We start from the raw sequence: 21230 nt of genomic DNA on the forward strand, positions 1-21230 counted from the left end.
GGGGCGGTGCGGCGGATAGAGTCCCGGCATGGTGGTCGGCGTACCGGAACGGCTTGTCGCGCGGGTGCGTGAGACGCTGCACCCGGAAGGTTTCCATGGTCTCCGGAAGAGCCGCGGCTTCTTCGAGGGCTGGTACATCAAGCTGGTGAGCGCGGACCGGGCCCATCGATGGGCGGTGATTCCGGGACTGTTCCTGGGAGTCGACGGTGACGCCGAAGCCTTCGTCCAGGTGCTCGACGGCACGAGCGGGCGGTCGTGGTACCAGCGTTACGAGCGGTCGGAGTTCACCGCCAGCCCCGGCTCCTTCGACGTGACCGTGGGCCCGAACCGGTTCACCACCGGAGGGGTGACCCTCGACGTCGAGGAGGCAGGACTGCGGGGCGAGGTGCGCTTCACCGGGCCGCTGGATCCCTGGCCGGTCCGGGCGTGGGCGCCGGGCAGCATGGGCTGGTACGCCTGGGTGCCCCGGATGGAGTGCTACCACGGTGTCCTGTCGTTCGGGCACGGGCTCGCCGGAACCGTCGACACCGACGGCGGCCCGGTCTCGTTCGACGACGGGCGGGGATATCTGGAGAAGGACTGGGGCCAGGCCTTCCCGTCCGCCTACATCTGGATGCAGACGAACCACTTCACCCGGCCGGACACCTGCCTCACCGCGTCGATCGCGATGGTGCCCTGGCTGCGCGGTGAGTTCCGCGGCATGGTCGTGGGGTTGCGGCACGCCGGACGCCTGCACCGGTTCACGACCTACACCGGCGCCCGGACCACCTCGCTGGAGCTCGACGACGACCACGTCCGGTGGAGTCTGCGGTCCCGGCGGGGCGCCACCCTGGACATCATCGCGGACCGGCGGCGCGGAGGCCTGCTGCACGCCCCGATCCGTACCCAGATGCACCGCCGGGTCGAGGAGACACTCGACGCCCGGGTCCGGGTGCGGTTCGCCGACCCGGCCGGCCGGACGCTTCTGGACGACGAAGGCCACTGCGCGGGCCTCGAAGTCCACGGCGACCTGCAGCGGCTGCTCGCCGCCCACTGACCCATGGTCACCTCGTTGCCGGCTGTCGTGGAGTTCGGGCGGCGGCTCGAAGCACTGGGATGGGTCACCGACCTGCAGGTCGCGGGATCCCTGGCCACCGGTGATTACCTTTCCGGGGTCAGCGACCTCGACCTGGTCGCCTTCGTCGACGGGCCGGTCGACGCACCCCGGCAGTCGGCGCTCGTGGATCTGCACCGGCACCTCGACGCCGGCGCGGCCGCAGGCATGGACCTCGGCTGCGTCTACGTCGACACCGGACAGGCCGCCGACGCCGGTGTCCCGCATCCGACCTGGACCCATGGGCTGCTCGTGCAGCGCATCCTGTCCGGGATCACCAGGGCCGAGCTCGTACGGCACGGGTATCCCGTCTTCGGACGTCCGCCGTGCGAGATCCTGCCGGCGATGACCGACGACGACGTCCGCGAGGCCGCCCGCGCGGAACTCACCGGGTACTGGGCGTGGGCGGCACGGCGTCCGTGGATGTGGCTGAATCCGGTCATCGCCGATCTGGGTCTGACCTCCATGGCCCGCGGCCGGCACGCCCTGCGCACCGGCGAGCTCCTCACCAAGAGCCAGGCGATCGAGCAGGCGTACGCCCCCGCGTGGCTGATCGACCAGCTACGGGCCCGGCGGCACGGACACCAGGTCGCTTCACCCCGGCTGCGAACAGCTCTCGTCGCCTGGTGGGACGCCCGCCGCACGACCAGCCGAGCCGCAACTCCGGCACCTCACCGGTAGGCCTCGAGGGCGGACAGCTGCCCGGCCGGCCACCCGGAGTTCGCGGTCGCCGTGACCCGCAGGTATCGGGTGGTGGCAGCCGGGAAGGTGACCGTCACCGTGTTGCCGGTCGTGGGGCTGAAGGTCCACCCGGCGCCCGGGGAGAGCGTGGTGAAGGTGGATCCGTCGGTGCTTGCCGCAATGACGAGGGTCTGTGTGCGTGCGCCCCACGACGGCGGCACTCTCAGGACCACGCGCCCGACCGTGACTGCCGCGCCCAGGTCCACCTGGATCCACTGCGGGAACGCGTTGTTCGCGCTCTCCCAGTAGCTGTTCGGGTCCGCGTCGACCGCGTTGCCCGGCCCGTAGACCTGGACCTGGCTGCTCGCGCTCACCGCCTTGCCGGCGGCGAGATCACCTGCCGGTTGCGGCGGCGGGGTGGTTGCGGTTGTCGGCTGCGTTGGGCGTACGGAAGACAAAGGGATCTGGCCTTTGAGCATTTTTGCGGCGTCCGTGGTGATGCGCAGGTAATAGTCGGCGGAGCAGAAGGTGCCGTCCTCGTCGAGGGCGCGGATCCCGGCGCCGGCCGGCACGGACGCGGCCGTCTCCGCGGTCTTGGCGATCTGGTTGCCCTCGTTGAACTCGTCGAACATGGACACGTAGAGGCCCTGGGCGCCCAGCCGGACCATGTTGTAGACGCTGCGCCAGTAGAAGTCGCCGTGCCGGCGGTGCCCGGAGGACAGGTCGCCGGGTAGCACACAGGGCTGGTAGTCGATGCCGTTCGCGGTGCAGTCCGCCTGGTCGGCGGTGTTGACGTTGGTGGCGAACCAGTCGAGTCCGGCGAGGTCGCCGGTGCGGCCGACCATCCACGGCGACAGCATGTGGAAGGCGTGATAGACGCCGAGGAACCCGGCCCGGCTGTCGTTCCTGCCCTCGCGCCAATACGTGGGCACGCCGCCGATGACGTAGCAGCCCTGGGCCTTCAGCCATTCGACCACGTCGAGGCACTGGGCCGGGGTGAACGGGCGGCCGTCGTCGTTGAAACCGAACCCCCAGACGCAGACGACGGGTTTGCCGTTCTGCCGCGCGTACGCGCTGGACGCGGTGTGTGCCGACATCTTCGTCGTCCAGTCGGTCTTCAGCTCGGATTGCATGTTCGTCCAGCCCGTGACGTCGTACATGATGTAGAACTTGCGGCCGGTCCGCTCGGCCGCGGCGCGCACCTTCCGGGTCATCGCGTCGCGGGTCGGGCCCTCGTCGCCGGCCGGGTTGAACCTTTGCAGCGCGGCGGTGTCGATGCCGTAGGTCCGCATCCAGTCGAAGTGGGTCTCCACGGTCTGCTGGTCGTAGGACGAGAAGAGGGCGGCGGGCCGGCCGTCGCCGAGATTCGGGTACGCCGTCGGGTAGGTGCGCGTGAAATCGCGCAGGTCGGGCCAGGACACGATGGTGGTGTTGGCAGGTGACGGCGGCTGGAAGCGGTCGCGGCTCCAATGCCACCAGCCGCCGATCGGCGCGCCGTCGCCCGGGCAGGCGAACCAGCCCTGGTAGCCGACGCTGACCTTGCCGACCACGTCACCGACGGGCGACGCGGCCCGAGCCGGTGCGGCGGCGGCGAGGGCCGCGGCGGGCGGGCCGAGGGCGGCCGAGGACAGCAGGGTACGACGAGTGACTGCCATGGGGACTCCAGCCGATCCGGGGACGGGGAGGGATCGACGGTCATCGTGACAGCATCGGACATGGAGTCGCAACAGTTGGATGGCTTTCTGAAATAAGTTGAACACATGATGGAAAAGACTGAATAGGAGCCGCGCGCGTGCGGGACGGCGCCGGCTCGCGTGCGAGCATCAGGCATGCGGCCGGGAGAGATTCGCTACCACCCGCACCGGGAGGACGGCTTCCTCGTGGTGTCCGCGGCGGCGTTCAACGTGTTGCCGGGCAACCCCGTCGTGTGGGGCGTGCCGTACACCTCAGCCGGCTACGACCCGATGCGGCTCACTCATCTGGACCGCACGCTGTTCACCGACCAGGCCGATTCGCCGGCGGATCCGTCCAGCCTGCGGCAGGTGCTGCGGTTCGTGCACTGGGCCTTCGTCGGTGATCAGGCGTTCTGGGACGCCACCCCCGCGCAGCGGCAGGCGCACGAGGCGGCACTCGGCGAGAGCGACGAGGTCGATCAGGGCGACGTGGTCGTCGACGACGACGGCATGTCGATGGTTGTCATCTCCGGGCCCGGCTTCAACAGCACGCCCGGCAGCGATCTGCTGTGGACTGTGCGGGTCGAATCGGACGGCACCGTGCACCCGCATCTGGTGATGAACCGGACCCGCCAGGAGTTGCGGGCCACGCCGTTCACGATCGGCCCCGACGCGCTGCGCCGGCAGCTGGTCATCATCGAACGCGACATCCTCAACCTGCCGCCGCTCGCATGACGACATACCGGTGATCCGTACCTACCCGGAACGAGTCACCCGTCACGCCACCGCCACCCCGCCGTCCGCCGATACCGGCCTCAGCCCGAACCCGATACCCAATCCACCTCCAAGGAAGCGGAACGCAAAGAAGCGCGAGTCAGAACGCGGGCTCATCATCGTCGGCCGGCCTCGTGGTTTTCACCACATGCCGACGCGCTCTGCCGATCAACCAGGGACGGTTTCCGTCGCCAGGGCCAGCCAGCCGCGTGCGTGTCGGACGTCCTCGGCGGGGTCCGTGCCCGTGGCCATCGTGGAATGGATCTCGTCGACTGCCGTCTGGATCCGCCGGATGCGGGCGTGTACCGGAGCCTGATCGTCGTCCGGTGCGTCGCGAGCTGCGGTGATCCGACGCCACGACGAACTGACGCCGACACGCCCGACGGCTTCCGCCACGAACCATCCCGCGATGACCGCCATCACGATGCTCACCGGCTGGCCCGGTTCGGGAACCAGCAGGAGCACCCCGGCGGAGGTCAGGATGAACGCTGCCGAACTTGCCGCGGCGACGGTCAGCGCGCTTCGCCCCGGTGACTCCACCACGCCGAGGGCCTTCGCGGCCCGGTGCAGGTGTCCGATCGCCCGGGACAGGTTGGCGATCTCCACGTCGAAGGCTTCGCCGCCGGCCCAGGACCGGCGCTGCAAGTCAATGATCAGTTCCCGCGACCGGTCGGCGATCTGCTGGAGCCGCTCGGCGATCTCACTGTTGGCAGGTGGATAGTCCGTCAACTGCTGATCACCCTCTCGGAAACTCGGACCAGAGCCGGATGGCGTCGGACGCCTGCCGCAGCGACAGGTCGGCCATGGCGATGGAGCGCCATTCCAGATCGCGGTCGCGCATCCAGACGAACGCCGGTGTGGTGGCCGGCACTGGCCGTCGAGTCGACAGGTAGCCGGTGGCCAGCGCGGCCACCCTCGATCGCGCCACCGCGATCGCAGCCCGAACGTCGTCCATCCGGACGTCGAGAGGAGCCAGGACGCCCGCCGGTTCGGTGACCGGCAAAGCGTCGGCGACCGCTCGACCACGCCGGCGCAGGAGCCACGCCACCGTCCACGAACCGAGCCAGGTCTCGGCAACGCTGGTCAGGTGGATGATCGGCCAGGCGATGGCCGCGAACCCGACGACCGCGCCGACGATCGTCCACGGCGTGGACCCGCCCGAAACCGCACCGGCCGCCCGCGCCCCGAGCCAGCAACTCGCCGCCAGCAGGCCGACCTGAATGACGACCCCACCGGGACGCAGCGCCCCCCAACCGCCACGGAAGAGGCTCACCCGCCGGTGCATCGCCGCGGTCAGCGCTTCCCTCGCACCGGCCAGCAACTCGCGGGCCTCGACTACCCGCGGATGCCCGATCCCCTCGGTGTTCTCGTCGAGCCGGGCGGCGGCAATGGCGACGGCGGTCCGGGCGCCGGCCATCGCCGCCAGCAGACTGCCGCCGGGCAGGTTCGAGTCCGGCTCGGTCCGGACCGGTGCTTGCCGGTCGGGCAGCGTGAAGTGGAGGACGCCCTCCGGGGTCCGTTCGACGGTGAGCCCCAGACCCGTCAGGGCTGCCTCGGCTGCGTCGGTGGTTTCGGAAGTCGGCACGACGTACGCCCGCCCGTCGTCGTCCTCGCAGCAGCTCCGGGTGTCGCAGACCGGCCACAGCGCGGCGATGACACCGGCCAGTCCTTGGTCGACGCACGCCTGCTTGCCGGCGATCTCAACATGGACCTGCCGATGGCGTACGGCCACCAGCCCACCGTTGGTCTCCTGGCACCGTGGGCACAGCGGAAACGGCCCCAGCTCGACAGCCATCGACGCCCTCCCCTCCCGTCGGCGGACGGGCATAACTGTAGGGGTGATACTCGGGGGTCACAGCACCGTGGTCAGCACACCGCCGTCGACACGGACCGCCGTTCCGTTGATCGCCGACGCACGCGGGCTGGTGATGAAGGTGACCGCGCTCGCGATCTCGTCCGGCTCGATGAAGCGGCCCAGCAGCGTCGTCTGGTTGGCGCCGATGATCGCCGCCTTCATCTGCTCCTCGGACAGGGACTGCGCGTCGGCGATCATCTGGACCGTCCGGGCCACACCGTCGGAGTACGTCGGGCCGCCCAGCACCGAGTTGACGGTCACCGCCGTACCCTTCGTGAGCTTCGCCAGGCCGTTGCCCACCGACAGCATCGCCGTCTTGGACGTGCCGTAGTGGATCATGTCGGCGGGGATGTCGACGCCTGACTCGCTGCTGACGAACACGATCCGGCCCCACCCCCGTTCGAGCATGGCCGGCAGGAGCCGCCGCGCGAGCCGGACGCCGCTGAGCACGTTGACCTCGTAGTAGAGCCGCCAGTCGTCGTCGGTGATCTTCTCGAACGGCTTGAGCTCGAAGAGCCCCACGTTGTTGACCAGGATGTCGACGTCCGGGAGCTGATCGCACAGCCGGTCGACGTCCCCGGTGACCGAGAAGTCGGCCGGCAGACCACTGACCGGCGCGCCGGGCACCGCACGTCGCAGCGCCTCGACCGCCTCCGCCAGCTTCCCCGGGTCACGGCCGTTGAGGATCACGGCGGCGCCCTCGACGGCCAGTGCCTTCGCGGTCGCGTACCCGATGCCGCGGCTGGATCCGCTGATGAACGCGGTCTTGCCGGTGAGCTGTAGATCCATGGTCTCTCCTCATGTGCGGTGACCCGGCCGGAGCCGGGCCTCGAGACCTGCCGGGACATCCGGCAGCGCCTCGACATGAGGTTGCCGCGCGCCGATGAGCAGCCGATGAGCAGACCGCGCGCACATTCACCTGCGGGACTCATCCGCGCCGGAGACCTGACCGCCGGTCCGGGTTTCGACTACGACGCCCGTGCCGTCACCAGCCAACAGGCCGCGGTGAAGCGCACGTCGGCGCCGTCGACGAACGGGTCGAACGCGGGCCGGACGACGTCGATCACCCTGGCCCGGGTGTCGGCGTCGACCCCGTTCAAGGCCAGGCCGACCGGGCCGAACCGGGTGAAGTAGCCGACCAGCTCGCTCTCCGGCAGTCGGCACACCTCATCGACGGGGTCGACGCTGATGCCGGTCCAGCCGCTGTCACGCAGGATCCCGTTGACGACATCCGGGTCGGACAACCCGAACTGGCCGGGCGCGCGCAGATCCCGGACCGGCATGTCCGGCAGCAGCGGCCGAGCGGCGGTCTCGGCCACGCTCATGTACGGGTTCTCCGTGATGTCGCGCCAGACGATCATGCGTAGGCCGGCGCCCGGCGCGCCGGACCGGCGCAGGTTGGTGAACGCGCGCACGAAGTCGGAGAAGAACATGACGCCGAAGCGCGACATCACCGTGTCGAACGTTCCGGCCTCGAACGGGTGGTCCTGCGCGTCGGCCTCGACGAAACCGACCTCGCCGGCAACCCCGGCACGTTCGGCGCGGGCCCGCGCGGCGGCGAGCATCGGGGCGGAGATGTCGATGCCGGTCGCGTGGCTTCCCCCGCCCGGCCGCTGCACGGCCGCGACCGTGGTGCTGCCGGTTCCGCAGCCGACGTCGAGCACGTGCCCCGGCGGGAGGGACTCGACCAGCAGGCGCTCGATCGGGCGGAACAACTCGTCGACCAGCTCCTGCGAGTCGGCCCAGGCGTTGCCGGCGGGCCCGTTCCAGCGGGCTGCCTGACTCTCGGTGTCGTTCATGGGAGCTAGGCTTTCACTTCAAGCCGACTTGAGGTCAAAGTGACACACCTGGACATCGGCGAGGTGGTCGAACGCACCGGCGTCGCCGCCTCGACACTGCGTTACTACGAGGAGAAGGGCCTGATCGCCGCCGCCGGCCGGCGAGGGCTGCGCCGTCAGTACGACCCGGGGGTCATCGACCGGCTGGCGCTCATCGCGATCGGGCGGCAGGCCGGTTTCTCCCTCGATGACATCGCCGGCATGTTCGCCCCCGACGGAACACCGCGTATCGACCGCCTGCTGCTGAGCGACCGCGCCGACGAACTCGACCGGACCATCCGGCGGCTGCGCGTGCTGCGCGACGGCCTCCGCCACGCCGCCGCCTGCCCCGCCACCAGCCATCTCGAATGCCCGACGTTCCGGCGCATCCTGAGCAACGCGCACCGCCGATCGCCGACGGCGCCCCGGGGCAGGTCTTGAGAAAGACGCTGCTGCGCCGCAGGCACCCGGCCAGTACGGTGATCGCGGCGCCACCCTTGCTCCGCCCGATCCGCCGGACGCAGGAGGCATCCGCGATGACAGACCCGCAGGTGGACACGACCGTGCCGCACTCGGCGCGCGTCTGGAACTACCTACTCGGCGGCACGGACAACTTCGCCGTCGATCGCGAGGCAGCCGAATACGCCGTCGCGCTGATGCCCGAACTGGTGCTGTCGGCCCGTGCGAACCGGCAGTTCCTCGGGCGGGCCGTCCGGTTCCTGGCCGGCGAGGCACGCATCCACCAGTTCCTGGACGTCGGCACCGGGCTGCCCACCGCCGACAACACGCACGAGGTCGCTCAGGCCGTCGCCCCCGAGGCGAGGATCGTCTACGCCGACAACGACCCGCTGGTGCTGATCCACGCCCGGAAACTGCTGACCAGCACCCCGCAAGGAGCCACGACATACCTCGAGGCAGACGTACGCGACCCGCAGACCATCCTGCGTACGGCCGCCGGCACGCTCGATTTCACGCAGCCGATCGCCGTCGTGCTGTCCGGCATCCTCAACTTCGTCATCGACGACGCCGAGGCCCACGCGGTGGTCACCCGGTTCGTGGAGGCGGTGCCGTCCGGCAGCCACCTGCTGATCTCCCATCCGACCACGGTGGTCAACGGCCCTGCTGTCGAGGAGTCGATGCGGCAGTGGAACGAGAGCGGCGCCGCTCCGATCAGGACCCGTACCGTTGAGGAGATCAGCGCTTTCTTCGACGGCCTCGAAATTCTCGACCCCGGAGTCGTCACCTGTACGGCGTGGCGGCCGGACCCGCACAATCCCGGCATCACCGACGTGGTGTCGGAGTTCGTCGCGGTCGGCCGAAAGCCCTGAATCGACCCGGCCGGCGAGCTCTCCATCGTGCCGGGTCAGGGCAGCGGGATGACCGCCGACAGTCTGGTCCCGGGTTGCAGGTCGGCGATCCGGAACGTGCCGCCGAGATCCTGGCAGCGGCGCCGCATCGACTCCAGGCCGACACCGGCCGGCGTGCTCGTCGCGCCGCCCACGCCGTCGTCGTCCAACACCACCCGCATTTCTGCGCCGACCCGCCGCACGTGCACCCACGCGTGGCCAGCCGACGCGTGCCGGACGACGTTCAGCAGACCCTCGTCGACCAGCCGGAAGACGGCCACCGCGACGGCGGACGGCACGTCGGCCAGCTCGCCGTCGACGCGCAGGTCGATGACCGGCCCACCGGTCTCGTGTCGCCGGGCCACGAGGGACAGCGCCGCCGCGAGCCCCTGCTGCAGGGCCGGCGGCGGGTGCAGCCCGTCCACCAGCCGGCGGATCTCCTCCGCGGCGTCGGTCAGGCAGTCGCCGATCTGCTGCAGGTTGGCCCGGCCGTCGGCCGTCCCGCCACCCGCCAGGCCGGCGCTCACCAGCATCCGGGCACCGGACAGCGAGGGTCCGACCCCGTCGTGGAGGTCGTCCCGCAGCCGCACGACCTCCTCCTCCCGCGCCTGCACGAGACGCTCGCGGGCGGCCTGGAGCTCATGGGTCAGCCGCACCGAAGCGGCCGACGCCGCGAGCTGACCGGCCAGGTGATCGAGCAGGGTCCGTTCCCGCCGGTTCCACGGCTCGTCGGGGCCCTTGGGCTGGACCACCAGGCGGCCGGCCGGCGCACCTCGGTGGACCAGCGCGACAGTCGACACCGGCCAGTCCCGGCGGCGACCCGTCGTGCTCCGGGCCGGCGACCGGTCGTCGAGGTGGATCGCCACGTACGGTGCCCGGAAGCCGGTGCCGATCACCTCGACGGCGGCGCGGAGCACCTCGTCCGGCGTGCGGGCCGCACCGATCCGGCGGCTCAGGGCTTCGGCCAGCCGGTACGGGTCGGCGCTCAGCCCGTACAAGGCCCGGCGCACCAGGGCGTCGATGCGCTGGCGCAGCGGCAGCAGGGCGACCACCGCCACCGCCGCCACGACCGGGGCCGCGCCCGGCAGCAGCCGGGCAGCGACGGCGACGACGGCCGTGTAGCCGGCGATGGCCAGGCAGGCGAACAGGCCGTACGACACCGACCGGTGCACGAGCAGGTCGATGTCGTACAGGTGGTAGCGCACCACGCCGACGACTGTCGCGACCGGCACCGCCACCACCACGGCCAGCCAGGTCAGCGGGATCCCGGCGACGGTGTCCAGGACGAGCCCGGTCAACAGCAGGACGGCATTGCCGGCGGCCCAGATCAGCGGGCCGCGACGGCCGGCCGGCTCGCGGCGGAGCCGGGCCACCAGAAGGCCCGGCGCGAGCAGCGCCGATCCGGCGAGCACGAGCAGCGCGGCGAGCAGGACCGTGGTGTCCCAGCCGGGTGTCACCCGGACCGGGTCGTCGAGGAAACCGGCGGGCGCACGGGCCGCCAGGTGCGCCAGCGCCACCGTGCCGGCGACGGTGGCCGCGCCCGCGGCGCGGGCCGCCCAGCGCCGCAACCGGGAGGTGCCGGCACCGTCGGGAAACAGCAGGAGGATCAGGATCAGCAGGCCGGTGCTCGGCCACCACAGCCACTCCCGGGTCCAGAGCAGCGGGCCGGCGTCATCGACCGATGTGGCGAGGGTGCCCGAGGCGAGCAGGCCGACGCCGCTCAGCAGCCAGCCGCAGGGGTTGCCGGGCGCATACACCGCCACCCGCACCCCGAGCGGCGTGCAGAGCAACGCCAGCAGCCAGTCCGACCGCTCCGTGGGCAGGCCGGCGCCCAGGTCCAGCAGGGTGGCGGAGAGGCCGACGGCGAGCAGGACCGCGGACGCCGACGCCACCGCCCAGGCGAGCCGGACGGCCGGCCGGGTCACGGCACCGGTCTCGGTCAATGAAAGTCTCCGAGGAGGCTGTGGAGCAGGTTGTGGCTCCGTGTGCCCCGGTTGCCGGGGTCGCCGGGGTGCGGGTCGGCCACCGGGTGCCCGGGCGTGCCCAGCGGCGGGTACCCGTCGCTCGGTACCGACCAGGGCCGGCCGTCCATGACGAAGAAGCGCGCGATGGCGGAGTTCAGCTCGGACATGGTGATCCGGCTCGGCGGGATGGCCGGGTGCGCGTGCGGCCAGTCACCGACCCCGGACCGCGCCTGGACGACGAGGATGTCCACCCAGGACTGCGCCTCGTCGGTGCCGTCCAGGACGATGACGACATTCGTGGGTTTCGTTGCTTGTGGTTGCATCGGCTCATCCTCATGACGCGATGTGAGACGTAACAACGCATCGGTAAGCTTTCCGACCGATCGCGGGTCCGGCTGGGCTACCGGACCCTAGACTTCCGGACCATGTCGTCCCGCAGTGTCCTGGTTGTCGACGACCATCCCGTCGTACGGCGTGGCATGGCCGCACTGCTGACCCTGGAGCCCTGGGTCAGCGACGTCCGCCAGGCGGGCACCCTGGCCGAGGCCCGGCAGGCCGCCGACACGCACCTCCCCGGCCTGGCCATCGTCGACCTGCGCCTGCCGGACGGCGACGGCGCCGACCTGGTCCGCCGGCTGGCCCGGGCCAGTCCGGCCTGCCCCTGCCTGGTGTTGTCGATGAGTGCCGACAGCCGTGCGGTGAGTTCGGCGCTGGACGCGGGCGCCGGCGGCTACCTGCTCAAGGACGCCGAGCCCGAGATGATCGTGGCGGCGGCGCGGACCGTGGCGGCAGGCGGCAGCGTGTTCGGACCCGGCGTCACGCGCGGTGACTCCGGGCGGCCGCCGGCGCCGTTCGACGCGTTGAATCCCCGGGAGCTGCGCCTGCTCCTGCTGCTTGCCGACGGGCACAGCAGCCGGTCTGTCGCCGAGGAGCTCACGATCGCCGAGAAGACGGTGCGCAACCAGATCTCCGCCGTGCTGACGAAGGTTGGCGCCCGTGACCGTTCCCAGGCGGTCCTGATGGCCTACCGGGCCGGGCTGGTCCGGTGACCAGATCCACCAGGCCCGCAGTCAGAGGACGAGCGCGCCGTTGCGCGCTCGTCCTCTGAACGGTTTCTAGCCGGGGATGAGCCACTGCTGGGCGAGCTGCCCGTTGCACCTGCTGAGCCACGCACCGTTGCCGGCGGCGGGGAATCCCCCGGGCAGCTCGAGGCACTTGTCGCGGGTGCCGGAGATCCGCGAGATCAGGGTCGTGACGGCACCGGGCACCGAGGACCCCGACTCCCAGTTCAACTCGCTGTTGCGGTTGCACGGCCACTGGCTGGTCTGGATGTGGCCGGCTTCGGTGGGGACGTGGCCGGCGGAGAGGCACAGGCCACTGCCGAGGTTGATGTAGTGGAGTCCGTCCCGGGTCCAGCGCTGCGCAGCCGACCCGTCGCAGGGCGCCTGCAGGATCAGCACACCTCGATCCATCGACTTGCCCTGGGGCTCCAGGCAGACGGTCTGCATCGGGTTGGTGATCTGGGAGGGGTTGGCCGCCATGGCCGCCGCCGGGAACGCGAGGATGCTGGTGGCGAGTGCCACGATGCTGCCGAGTGCGGTCAGGATTGGACGCTTTCGCACGGGTGGTCCCTTCGTAGGTCGTCGTTCCGGCCTTCAGCTTTCGGGGCCGGATATCCCGGGACGAGGGCCACCGACCCGCCCCGGACGGGAATTCCGCCCGGCGCATCGACGCCATGCCACGCTGCTCGTTACGTGCTCCGGCAGGCCGGCGGATCCGTCACGAGTGAGGACTACATCCGGACGCCACGCTGCCGGGCCGGCTCAGGCCGCGATGTCGCGCCCTCGCGGCCGGTCGCCGAGCCGTCGTAGCCACGTCAGGACGGAGGCCGTCCTGATCTCCTCGAGTTCGGCGCGAGCGTGCCGGGCCGACACCACCGGCGCCGGGTCCAGATCTGGCGGCGATGGTGCCGACTGCAGCACTGCGAGACAAGCGGCCACGACGGTGTCGAAGGTCGCGCGGTCTCCCGCCGTCATGGCCAGCAACACGCGGTCGATCACCTCCGCCTCGCTCAGGGCCGGTGGCACCTCCAGCATCCAGGTCCGCTGCCGGCGGCGGCCCGCATCGGTCAACGTGCACACCCGTCGCGTACCCGGCGAAGCGACGGCCGCAGTACGGACGTAGCCGACCCTCTCCTGGCGATTCAAGACGATGCCGATCCGGGTCACGTCGACAGCCCGCCGCGAGCCGAAGGTCTGCAGGTGGCGTTGTTGCAGGTCGTAGGAGGTACCCGGCCGGTCAGCCAGGAAGACCAGCAACAGATCACCGAGAGTCGCCGTCATCGCCGGGCGCCCACATCCCTCGATCAGCCCACCAACTTCTACAGGCTGTAGAAGTTAGCACCTGTCGACCCGGTCCGGCTCCCGGCGGGGATGATCGTTCCCATCGAATCGATTAGCTTGACCGGATGTTTCGTCGTGCCATCGCCGTAGTTCTGTTGCTCGCCACTCTCCCGGCCTGCTCAGCGCCGGACGAGCATCCCGTGCTGACCGTGGATGCCGCGGTCACGCTCGCCGACGAGCGGGTAGGGATCCGGGTGACAGGTTTGGCCGCCGGCAGCGCCGTCACGATCCGCTCGGAGACCACCGACCGGAACAACATCACCTGGCGTGGCACCGCGGTGGTGCACGCCGACCGGACCGGCGTCGCCGACCTGGACGCGGCCCCCTCGACGGGCGGCAGTTACCAGGGCGTGGACGGGATGGGCCTGTTCTGGTCGATGGCGCCGGAGGGCGCCGACCCCGACACCAGCTTTCTGGCCCCGGCCCGCCCCGAGCTGGGCCCTTCCGAAGTGCGGTTGACGGCGACCGCGGCGAGCGGCGCCACCGCGACGGCCGTCGCGCGACGACAGTGGCTCGGTGCAGGCGTCACCCACCAGCGGGTGGACACCGACGGACTCGTCGCCGACATCTATCTGCCGTCGGCGGAGGGCCAGGTCCGGCGGCCGGTCCTGATTTTCGGTGGTTCGGAAGGCGGTAGCAGTCAACTCTGGGAGGCCGCCCAACTCGCCTCGCATGGGCACCCGGCGATGGCGCTGGCCTACTTCGACGCGCCGGGACTACCGGCGACGCTGGAACGGGTCCCGCTGGAGTATTTCGCGACGGCGCTCCGGCACCTGGCGGCGCAGACCGGCGGCGGACCGGTCTCGGTGATCGGCTATTCCCGGGGCAGCGAGGCGGCGCTCCTGGTCGGGCAGCACTTCCCCGACCTGGTGCACGGGGTGGTCGTCTACGCACCCAGCGACGTCGTCCATGCCGGCTATCCCTACGAGGACCGGCCGGCCTGGACCCATCGGGGCAAGCCGGTGCCGCAAGGGCCCATCCCGGTCGACAGGATCTCCGGCGGGCTGCTGGCGATCGCCGGTGGCGACGATCAGCTGTGGGATTCGGCCGGGTCGGCGAAACGGCTGCAGGAGCGGCGCCCGGACACCAAGATCCTGATCTATCCGAAGGCCGGACATGTCGTCGGCACCTTCCCGTACGTTCCCACCGGCGTCGCCACGGGACAGCTCCGCTTCGGCGGCACCCGCGCAGACGATCAACGCGCACGGGTGGACGGATGGCCCGCAGTGCTGGCGATGCTCGCAGCACCCTGACGGCCGGGCGGCGGGTGGTGGCTATTTGACGGCTCCCTTGACGGCGTCTCCGATGAAGTTCCGGGCGAAGAGCACGAACATCAAGACCAGCGGGAGTACGCCGATCAGCGCGCCCGCCATCAGCACCGAATAGTCCTGTTTGAGGCCTACGTTGAGCTGGGACAACGCCACCTGCAGAGTGACCTTGTTGGGATCGAGCAGGACGATCAGTGGCCAGACGTAGTCGTTCCAGGCGGCGATGAACGTGAAGATGCCGAGGAAGGCCAGGCCGGGGCGGATCACCGGCAGGATGACGCTGCGGTAGATGCGGAAGAAGCCGGCGCCGTCGAGTTTCGCGGCGTCGAGCATCTCGTCGGGGACCGCGCTGCTGATGTACTGCCGCATCCAGAAGATGCCGAACGCGTTGGCGGCGGCCGGGATGACGAGCGCTTTGAGGGTGCCCACCCAGCCGAGGTCCGCCATGATCACGAACTGCGGGATCAGGGCCAGCTGGGTGGGCACCATGAACATCAGCAGGAGCAGGCCGAACAGCACCTTGCGGCCGGGGAAGTCGTACTTCGCGAAGGCGAACGCCGCGAGCGAGTCGAAGAACAGCACCAGGATCGTGGTGCAGACGGCGACCAGGACGGTGTTCACGATGGGCGCGATCAGGTCGACGCTTTTCAGCACCTGCTGGACGTTATCGAGCAGGTGCGGGCCGATCGTCAGCTTCGGCGGGTTGCGGAACACGTCCTGTGTGGTGTTCGTGGCCATCACCACGGTCCAGTAGAACGGGAACAGCGAGAGCAGCACCGCCACGCCCAGGCTGGCATGAAGCAGGATCTTGCGCACAGCGCCCCCTCAGTCGGCCCGGCGCTGCACGAGGCGCCAGTTCAGGATGGTGAACACCATGACGATCAGGAACACCGCCCACGCGATGGCGGCGCCGTATCCGTAGTCGTTCTGCCCGAACGCGGTCCGGTAGAAGTAGAGGACCATCGTCAGGCCGGCCTGGCCGGGGCCGCCGGAGTTGGCGTTGACCGCCGAGTTGTTGCCGAACAGCACCTGCGGTTCGGTGAAGCTCTGCATGCCGGTGATGGTGGAGACCACCACGGTGAACAGGATGATCGGCCGTAGCAGCGGGACGGTGACCGAGAAGAACGCGCGTACCGGCCCGGCGCCGTCGATCTTCGCCGCCTCGTACAGCTCGCTGGGTATGGATTGCATGCCGGCCAGGTAGATCAGCGCGTTGTAGCCGGTCCACTGCCAGGTCATCAGCATCGCAATCACGATCTTGATGGCCCAGGAGTCGGTCAGCCACGGCACCCCGGGCAGGCCGATGCCTTGCAGAGTGATGTTGACCAGGCCGGAGTTGGTGGCGAACAGCGCGCCGAAGACGATGGCGACGGCCACGACCGAGGTGATGTTCGGGATGAACAGGGCCACCCGGTAGAAGCCGACGAGGCGTTTCGTGTTGTTCAGCAGGGCCGCGAGCACCAGGGCCAGGAAGAGCATCGGGACGGTGCTCAGGACCCAGATGATCAGGGTGTTGCGGACCGACAGCCAGAACGTCTGGTCGTCGATCAGGTACCGGAACTGGTCGAGTCCGACGTACTGCATCTCGCCGATGCCGTCCCACCTGTGGAACGCCAGGTACAGCGAGAACAGCGTCGGCCCGAGCAGGAACACCGTGAACAGCAGGTAGAACGGTGAGATGGCCAGGTACTGCGGCCAGGCCGACCGCAGTGCCCTCGCGCGTGTGGTCACTTGACGCCCTGTCGCTCGCCGATCTGCTTGGCTTCCTTGATCGCGGCGGCCCACGCCTCGTCGGCGTTCTGGCCCTGTTCGACGTTGCCGAGCTGGTTGAAGTACGGGGCGGAGACGGCGGCGTCGGCGGCTGCCTCGTACGCGATGGGAATCTTCTGGGCGGCCGGGCCGAAGACGTCGATGGTCTTCTGGCCGCCGAAGAACGGGTCGCCGGTGGTGAGGGCGGCCGAGGTGTACGTGGCGGGGCTGGCCGGGAACAGTGACGCGTCGGTGAAGTTGTTGGCGGCGTTCTCCGGGCTGAGGATCCACTTGACGATGTCGAAGGCGAGCTGCGGGTTCGCGGCCTGTTTGGTGATGGCCAGGAACGAGCCGCCGAAGTTGCCCGGCCCGCCGGGTGCGGAGGCGACCCGCCACTTGCCGGAGGTGTCGGCGGCGTTGTTGCGGATGTCGATGCCGGCCCAGGCGGCGCCGATGATCGACGGCAGGGTGCCCTTGGTGATGCCGGCCGTCCAGTCGGCGGAGCCGTCCTCGATCTTGGCGGAGATGCCCAGGGTGTGTGCCTTCACCGCGAGGTCCCAGGCGGCCTTCACGTGCGGCTGGTCGCCGATGAAGGTGTTGTTCTCGTCGATGAAACGCTTGGTGCCCTGCCCGATGACCAGGTTGAAGATGGCCCCCGCGTTGATCACCAGGAAGGTGCCCGGGACCTTGGCCTTGGCGGCGACGGCCGCGTCGTAGAAGGCGTCCCAGCTGGTGAGTTGTGCGCTGACCGCGGCCGGGTCGGTGGGCAGGCCGGCCTTGGCGAAGACGTCCTCGCGGTAGAACATGCCGGTCGGGCCGATGTCGATGGGGAAGCCGATGACCTTGCCGTCGGCGGTGGTGGCCTGCTTGACCTTCCACTCCAGGTACTGCGACGACAGGTCTTTGAACCCGTATTCGTTGAGGTCGGCGAACTGGTCGGCGTTGGCCCGGAAGTTGGCCATGTCCTCGCCCTTGATGCCGGTGATGGCGGGGACGAACTGCCGGGACGACAGGGTGGTGGTGAGTTTCTGCTTGAAGTCGCCGCCGACCTTGGTGGGTTCCAGGGTGGTCTGCGAGGCGAACTGGGTCTTGGCGGCGTCGACCACCTTGTCGCTGAGGCCGTCGCCCCAGTACCAGAGGGCGGTGGTCCCGGCGTCCGTCGAGCCGGTGGTGGCGGTGCTGGAGGTGCAAGCGGCGAGACCGGGAATCGCCACGGCGGCGAGGCCGGCGGTGCCGTACCGGAGGAAGTGGCGTCGGGAAAGGGTCATGGTGATTCCTTCCAAACTGAGGGACGACAAACTGAGGGGAGGATCAGAGGGATTCCAGAAAGCTGTACTCGTGTCGAAGATCAAGTGGGGCGGCCTGCCACCAGCGCCGCAGCCGGGGCCGGTCGGGCGCCGAGTTGGCGCCGCCCAGGCCCTGGACGGACAGGGCTGCGCAGAGGTTCGCGAAGCGGAGCCGGTCGGCGAGCGGGCGGCCGGCGAGGGTGGCGGCGATCATCGCCGCGCCGAAGACGTCGCCGGCGCCTGTGGTGTCGACGGCGTCGACCGGCAGGCCAGGGACTTCGGCGACCTCGCCGGTGGTGGCGTCGATCGCGAGTGCTCCCCGGTCGCCGCGGGTGACCACGGCGAGGGGTACGAGTTCGGCGATCCGGGCCAGGGCCGCCTGTGGTGTCGAGGTCCGGGTGTACGCCATCGCCTCGTGCTCGTTGGGCATGAAGGCGTGGCATTGGCGCAGCAGGTCGAGCAGTTCCTCGGGCCAGCGGCCGGCCGGATCCCAGCCGACGTCGGCGAAGACCAGTCCGCCGGCCGCGGAGACCGGCGCCAGCCAGCCGGGTGGGTCCTGGCCGAGGTGCACCATCGCCGCACGGCAGGCGGGTGGTTCGCCGATCATCTCGTTCAAGGTGATCGGCGTGGGCTGCTCGTGGGTGATCAGAGCGCGGTCACCGTCGTAGGCCAGGGCCGCGGTCACCGGCATCGGCCAGCCCGGGAAGCGGCGCGAGCGGGACAGGTCGATGTCCTCGCCGGCGCTGAGGGCGTCCCAGCAGTAGTTGCCGTAGAAGTCGTCGCCGAAGGCGGCGGCCAGGGTGGTGTGCAGGCCGAGGCGGCGGACCGCGACGGCGAGGTTGGCGATGCCGCCGGGGCCGGTGTCGAAGCCGGTCGCCCAGGTCTCGGTGCCCAGAGCCGGGGCTTTCGGCAGGCCGCTGAAGACGACGTCGACAAAGAGCAGTCCGGACAGGAACACGTCGGTGACCGGAGTGGACGCGGGGTGGGCTTCCACGACGGCTCCTTTCCGGGGTGACGGCCCGGGGTGACGGCCCGGGGTGACGGCCCGGGGTGACGGCCCGGGGTGACGACCCCGAGGTGACGGCCTGGGGGTGACGACCCCGAGGTTTCGCGCTGATGTCTGCAAAGGTAAGCACGATCGTGGAACAGCCGATCGTTTTTATCAATAGTCAATCAAAAGTGAGCATGGAAATGATCGAATCTGCTGTGTAGGCTCAGCGCATGCTTCAGCAGCAACGACACGATCTGATCTTGCGAGGCCTCCGCGACGGCCCGCTGTCGGTGGTCACGCTCGCCGACCGGTTGGGTGCCAGCCAGGCCACGATCCGCCGTGACCTGCTGATGCTCGACAACCAGGGCCTGCTGCGCCGGGTGCACGGCGGCGCCGCCCTGGTGCAGGACGCCGACGACCCGTTCGCCGAGGTCGCCGCCGTGCGCACCGTGGAGAAGGAGGCCGTCGCGCGACGGTGTGCCGAGCTGATCAGAGACGGCGAGACCGTGCTGCTGGACGTCGGCACCACCACCCACCAGGTGGCGAAACTGCTGCACGGCCGGTCGCTGACGGTCATCACCAGCAGCCTCGCCGTCCAGGAGGAGCTGGCCGACGACCCCACCGTGCAACTGATCCTGCTCGGCGGGGTGGTGCGCCGCGACTACCGCTGCGTGGTCGGTTTCCTCACCGAGGACAACCTGCGCCAGGTGCACGCCGACCGGCTGATCCTCGGCACCAGCGGCATCAAGCCGGACGGGCAGATCGTCGACACGACGGTGATCCAGGTGCCGATCAAGCGCGCCATGATCGCCGCCAGCGACCAGGTGGTGCTGGTGGCCGACGCGGCCAAGTTCCCCGGTTCCGGTGTGGCGCGCATCTGCGGGCCGGACGATCTGAACGTCGTGGTCACCAACCACGACGCCGACCCGACGACGTGTGCCGCCCTGCGTGAGGCCGGCGTGGAGGTGCTCACCGCATGAAACTGACGATCCTCGGGGGCGGTGGCTTCCGGGTTCCGCTGGTCTACCGGGCGCTGCTCGCCGACCACGAGCCCGGCCGGGTCACCCGGGTCACCCTGCACGATCTCGACGCGGGGCGGCTGGCCGCGATCGGCCGGGTGCTCGCCGAGCAGGCCGAGGGGGTGCCCGACGCCCCGGTGGTCGACACCACCACCGATCTCGACGAGGCGATCCGGGACGCCGACTTCGTGTTCTCCGCGATCCGGGTGCACGGTCTCGAAGGCCGGGTGATCGACGAGCGGGTGGCGCTCGCCGAGGGGGTGCTCGGGCAGGAGACGGTCGGCGCCGGCGGAGTCGCGTACGGCCTGCGGACTCTGCCTGTCGCCCTGCACATCGCCGAGCGGATCGCCGCGGTGGCGCCGCAGGCCTGGGTCATCAACTTCACCAACCCGGCCGGCATGGTCACCGAGGCGATGTCCCGCCACCTCGGCGACCGGGTGATCGGCATCTGTGACTCCCCCGCCGGCCTGGGTAAACGCGTGGCCCGGGCGCTCGGCGCCGACCCGCGGCGGGTCCGGCTGGACTACGCCGGGCTCAACCATCTCGGCTGGCTGCGGCGGGCCGAGGTGGACGGCGTCGACCTGCTCCCCCGGCTGCTCGCCGACGACACCGCGCTCCTGTCGCTGGAGGAGGGCAAGCTCTTCGGCGCCGACTGGATCCGCACGCTCGGCGCCATCCCGAACGAGTACCTGCACTACTACTACTTCGGACGGGAGGGGGTGGCCGCCACCAAGGGCGCCGCGCAGACCCGTGGCTCGTTCCTGCTCGATCAGCAGAGCCGCTTCTACGCCACGGTGGCCGGCTGCGACACCGGCGCCCTGGCCGCCTGGCAGTCCACCCTGCTGGAGCGGGAGACCACCTACATGGCGGAGAACCGGGACGCAGCAGGCGCCGGGGACCGCGACGAGAGCGACCTGGAGTCGGGCGGTTACGAGCAGATCGCTCTGGCGCTGATGCGGGCGATCGCGCTGGACCAGCGGGCCACCCTGATCCTGAACATCCGTAACCAGGGCGCGCTGCCCGGTCTCGACGAGGACGCCGTGATCGAGGTGCCCTGCACGGTCGGGGCCGGCGGGGCCCGGGCCACCGTCGTGGACCCGCTGCCGGATCACGCGGCCGCGCTGGTCGCCAGTGTGAAGGCGGTCGAGCGGGCGGTCATCGAGGCGGCGACCACCGGCAGCCGGCGGGCGGCGCTGCGGGCCTTCGCCGTGCACCCGCTGGTCGACTCGGTCGCCGTGGCCCGGCGCCTGCTCGACGAATACCAGCAGCAGCTGCCGCAACTCGGCTACCTGAGCTAGGGCTCGCCTCGCTC

The 21230-nt window shown here is 70.3% G+C and carries 22 protein-coding genes; 9 read left to right on the forward strand and 13 right to left on the reverse strand.

The annotated features are described in order from the left end of the window. The first annotated feature begins 28 nt into the window (after positions 1–28). Both AB0E94_RS07980 and AB0E94_RS07985 read left to right on the forward strand, forming a co-directional pair. The gene (locus tag AB0E94_RS07980; protein WP_360323800.1) at positions 29–1036 is read left to right on the forward strand and encodes a tocopherol cyclase family protein; all 1008 of its coding nucleotides are present in this window, start codon (positions 29–31) and stop codon (positions 1034–1036) included. A gap of 15 nt (positions 1037–1051) precedes the next feature. Next, positions 1052–1774, forward strand: a complete 723-nt coding sequence (locus AB0E94_RS07985) for a nucleotidyltransferase domain-containing protein (protein WP_360323802.1) — start codon at positions 1052–1054, stop codon at positions 1772–1774. Here the strand turns inward: AB0E94_RS07985 and AB0E94_RS07990 are convergent. Next, the gene (locus AB0E94_RS07990; protein ID WP_360323804.1) at positions 1765–3429 is read right to left on the reverse strand and encodes a discoidin domain-containing protein; all 1665 of its coding nucleotides are present in this window, start codon (positions 3427–3429) and stop codon (positions 1765–1767) included. The two genes, AB0E94_RS07985 and AB0E94_RS07990, sit on opposite strands and share 10 nt — an antisense overlap. A 174-nt stretch (positions 3430–3603) precedes the next feature. Here AB0E94_RS07990 and AB0E94_RS07995 point away from each other — a divergent pair, with 174 nt between their 5' ends. After that, the gene (locus AB0E94_RS07995; RefSeq protein ID WP_360323806.1) at positions 3604–4182 is read left to right on the forward strand and encodes a hypothetical protein; all 579 of its coding nucleotides are present in this window, start codon (positions 3604–3606) and stop codon (positions 4180–4182) included. A 207-nt stretch (positions 4183–4389) separates the two neighbouring features. Here AB0E94_RS07995 and AB0E94_RS08000 read toward each other — a convergent pair whose 3' ends face one another. The 4 genes from AB0E94_RS08000 to AB0E94_RS08015 all read right to left on the reverse strand — a co-directional run bounded on the left by AB0E94_RS08000 (position 4390) and on the right by AB0E94_RS08015 (position 7875). Continuing rightward, entirely contained in the window at positions 4390–4950 is a 561-nt protein-coding gene (locus AB0E94_RS08000) for a hypothetical protein (RefSeq protein ID WP_360323808.1), read from the reverse strand. Between the two features lie 7 nt (positions 4951–4957). Then, positions 4958–6016, reverse strand: a complete 1059-nt coding sequence (locus tag AB0E94_RS08005) for a hypothetical protein (RefSeq protein ID WP_360323810.1) — start codon at positions 6014–6016, stop codon at positions 4958–4960. Between the two features lie 57 nt (positions 6017–6073). Continuing rightward, positions 6074–6865: an SDR family NAD(P)-dependent oxidoreductase gene (locus tag AB0E94_RS08010; protein ID WP_360323812.1), complete on the reverse strand. Its 792-nt coding sequence runs from the start codon at positions 6863–6865 to the stop codon at positions 6074–6076. Between the two features lie 179 nt (positions 6866–7044). Beyond that, positions 7045–7875, reverse strand: coding sequence for a class I SAM-dependent methyltransferase (locus AB0E94_RS08015; protein ID WP_360323814.1), 831 nt, complete (start codon positions 7873–7875; stop codon positions 7045–7047). A 39-nt stretch (positions 7876–7914) separates the two neighbouring features. Here AB0E94_RS08015 and AB0E94_RS08020 point away from each other — a divergent pair, with 39 nt between their 5' ends. Next, entirely contained in the window at positions 7915–8334 is a 420-nt protein-coding gene (locus tag AB0E94_RS08020) for a helix-turn-helix domain-containing protein (protein WP_360323816.1), read from the forward strand. 95 nt (positions 8335–8429) lie between these two features. Continuing rightward, the gene (locus AB0E94_RS08025) at positions 8430–9221 is read left to right on the forward strand and encodes an SAM-dependent methyltransferase (protein ID WP_360323818.1); all 792 of its coding nucleotides are present in this window, start codon (positions 8430–8432) and stop codon (positions 9219–9221) included. 35 nt (positions 9222–9256) lie between these two features. On the opposite strand, the gene AB0E94_RS08030 is transcribed toward AB0E94_RS08025, so the two are convergent. Continuing rightward, the gene (locus AB0E94_RS08030) at positions 9257–11182 is read right to left on the reverse strand and encodes a histidine kinase (protein WP_360323820.1); all 1926 of its coding nucleotides are present in this window, start codon (positions 11180–11182) and stop codon (positions 9257–9259) included. Next, positions 11179–11526, reverse strand: a complete 348-nt coding sequence (locus AB0E94_RS08035; protein WP_360323822.1) for a hypothetical protein — start codon at positions 11524–11526, stop codon at positions 11179–11181. The genes AB0E94_RS08030 and AB0E94_RS08035 overlap by 4 nt, the downstream gene beginning before the upstream one ends. 102 nt (positions 11527–11628) lie before the next feature. Between AB0E94_RS08035 and AB0E94_RS08040 the strand changes: the two genes are divergently transcribed. Continuing rightward, positions 11629–12252, forward strand: coding sequence for a response regulator transcription factor (locus AB0E94_RS08040; protein WP_360323824.1), 624 nt, complete (start codon positions 11629–11631; stop codon positions 12250–12252). Positions 12253–12318: 66 nt separating this feature from the next. Here the strand turns inward: AB0E94_RS08040 and AB0E94_RS08045 are convergent, their stop codons facing one another. Together AB0E94_RS08045 and AB0E94_RS08050 are read right to left on the reverse strand one after the other, a co-directional pair. After that, the gene (locus AB0E94_RS08045) at positions 12319–12825 is read right to left on the reverse strand and encodes an RICIN domain-containing protein (protein WP_360323826.1); all 507 of its coding nucleotides are present in this window, start codon (positions 12823–12825) and stop codon (positions 12319–12321) included. 201 nt (positions 12826–13026) lie between these two features. After that, positions 13027–13521 carry a hypothetical protein gene (locus AB0E94_RS08050; protein WP_360323828.1) on the reverse strand — a complete coding sequence of 165 codons (495 nt, stop codon included), beginning with the start codon at positions 13519–13521 and terminating at the stop codon, positions 13027–13029. Positions 13522–13670: 149 nt separating this feature from the next. Here AB0E94_RS08050 and AB0E94_RS08055 point away from each other — a divergent pair, with 149 nt between their 5' ends. Next, positions 13671–14858 carry an acyl-CoA thioesterase/bile acid-CoA:amino acid N-acyltransferase family protein gene (locus AB0E94_RS08055; protein WP_360323830.1) on the forward strand — a complete coding sequence of 396 codons (1188 nt, stop codon included), beginning with the start codon at positions 13671–13673 and terminating at the stop codon, positions 14856–14858. Between the two features lie 21 nt (positions 14859–14879). Here AB0E94_RS08055 and AB0E94_RS08060 read toward each other — a convergent pair whose 3' ends face one another. From AB0E94_RS08060 to AB0E94_RS08075, 4 genes are read right to left on the reverse strand one after another with little or no spacing between them, the layout of a single operon-like run. Beyond that, positions 14880–15689 (reverse strand): carbohydrate ABC transporter permease, encoded by an 810-nt coding sequence (locus AB0E94_RS08060; protein WP_360323832.1) that lies wholly within the window; start codon positions 15687–15689, stop codon positions 14880–14882. Between the two features lie 9 nt (positions 15690–15698). Further along, positions 15699–16604: a sugar ABC transporter permease gene (locus tag AB0E94_RS08065; RefSeq protein ID WP_360323834.1), complete on the reverse strand. Its 906-nt coding sequence runs from the start codon at positions 16602–16604 to the stop codon at positions 15699–15701. After that, a complete protein-coding gene (locus tag AB0E94_RS08070) occupies positions 16601–17890 on the reverse strand; it encodes an extracellular solute-binding protein (RefSeq protein WP_360323836.1) in 1290 nt (429 codons plus the stop codon). The genes AB0E94_RS08065 and AB0E94_RS08070 overlap by 4 nt, the downstream gene beginning before the upstream one ends. A gap of 43 nt (positions 17891–17933) precedes the next feature. Then, positions 17934–18902 (reverse strand): PfkB family carbohydrate kinase, encoded by a 969-nt coding sequence (locus AB0E94_RS08075; protein WP_360323838.1) that lies wholly within the window; start codon positions 18900–18902, stop codon positions 17934–17936. A 227-nt stretch (positions 18903–19129) separates the two neighbouring features. Here AB0E94_RS08075 and AB0E94_RS08080 point away from each other — a divergent pair, with 227 nt between their 5' ends. Continuing rightward, positions 19130–19879: a DeoR/GlpR family DNA-binding transcription regulator gene (locus AB0E94_RS08080; protein ID WP_360323840.1), complete on the forward strand. Its 750-nt coding sequence runs from the start codon at positions 19130–19132 to the stop codon at positions 19877–19879. Next, positions 19876–21216 carry a 6-phospho-beta-glucosidase gene (locus AB0E94_RS08085; protein WP_360323842.1) on the forward strand — a complete coding sequence of 447 codons (1341 nt, stop codon included), beginning with the start codon at positions 19876–19878 and terminating at the stop codon, positions 21214–21216. Before AB0E94_RS08080 ends, AB0E94_RS08085 begins: the two co-directional genes overlap by 4 nt. Positions 21217–21230 lie beyond the last annotated feature (14 nt).

Origin of the sequence: Actinoplanes sp. NPDC026670, from assembly GCF_040638175.1 — a bacterium.
GTDB lineage: Bacteria > Actinomycetota > Actinomycetes > Mycobacteriales > Micromonosporaceae > Actinoplanes.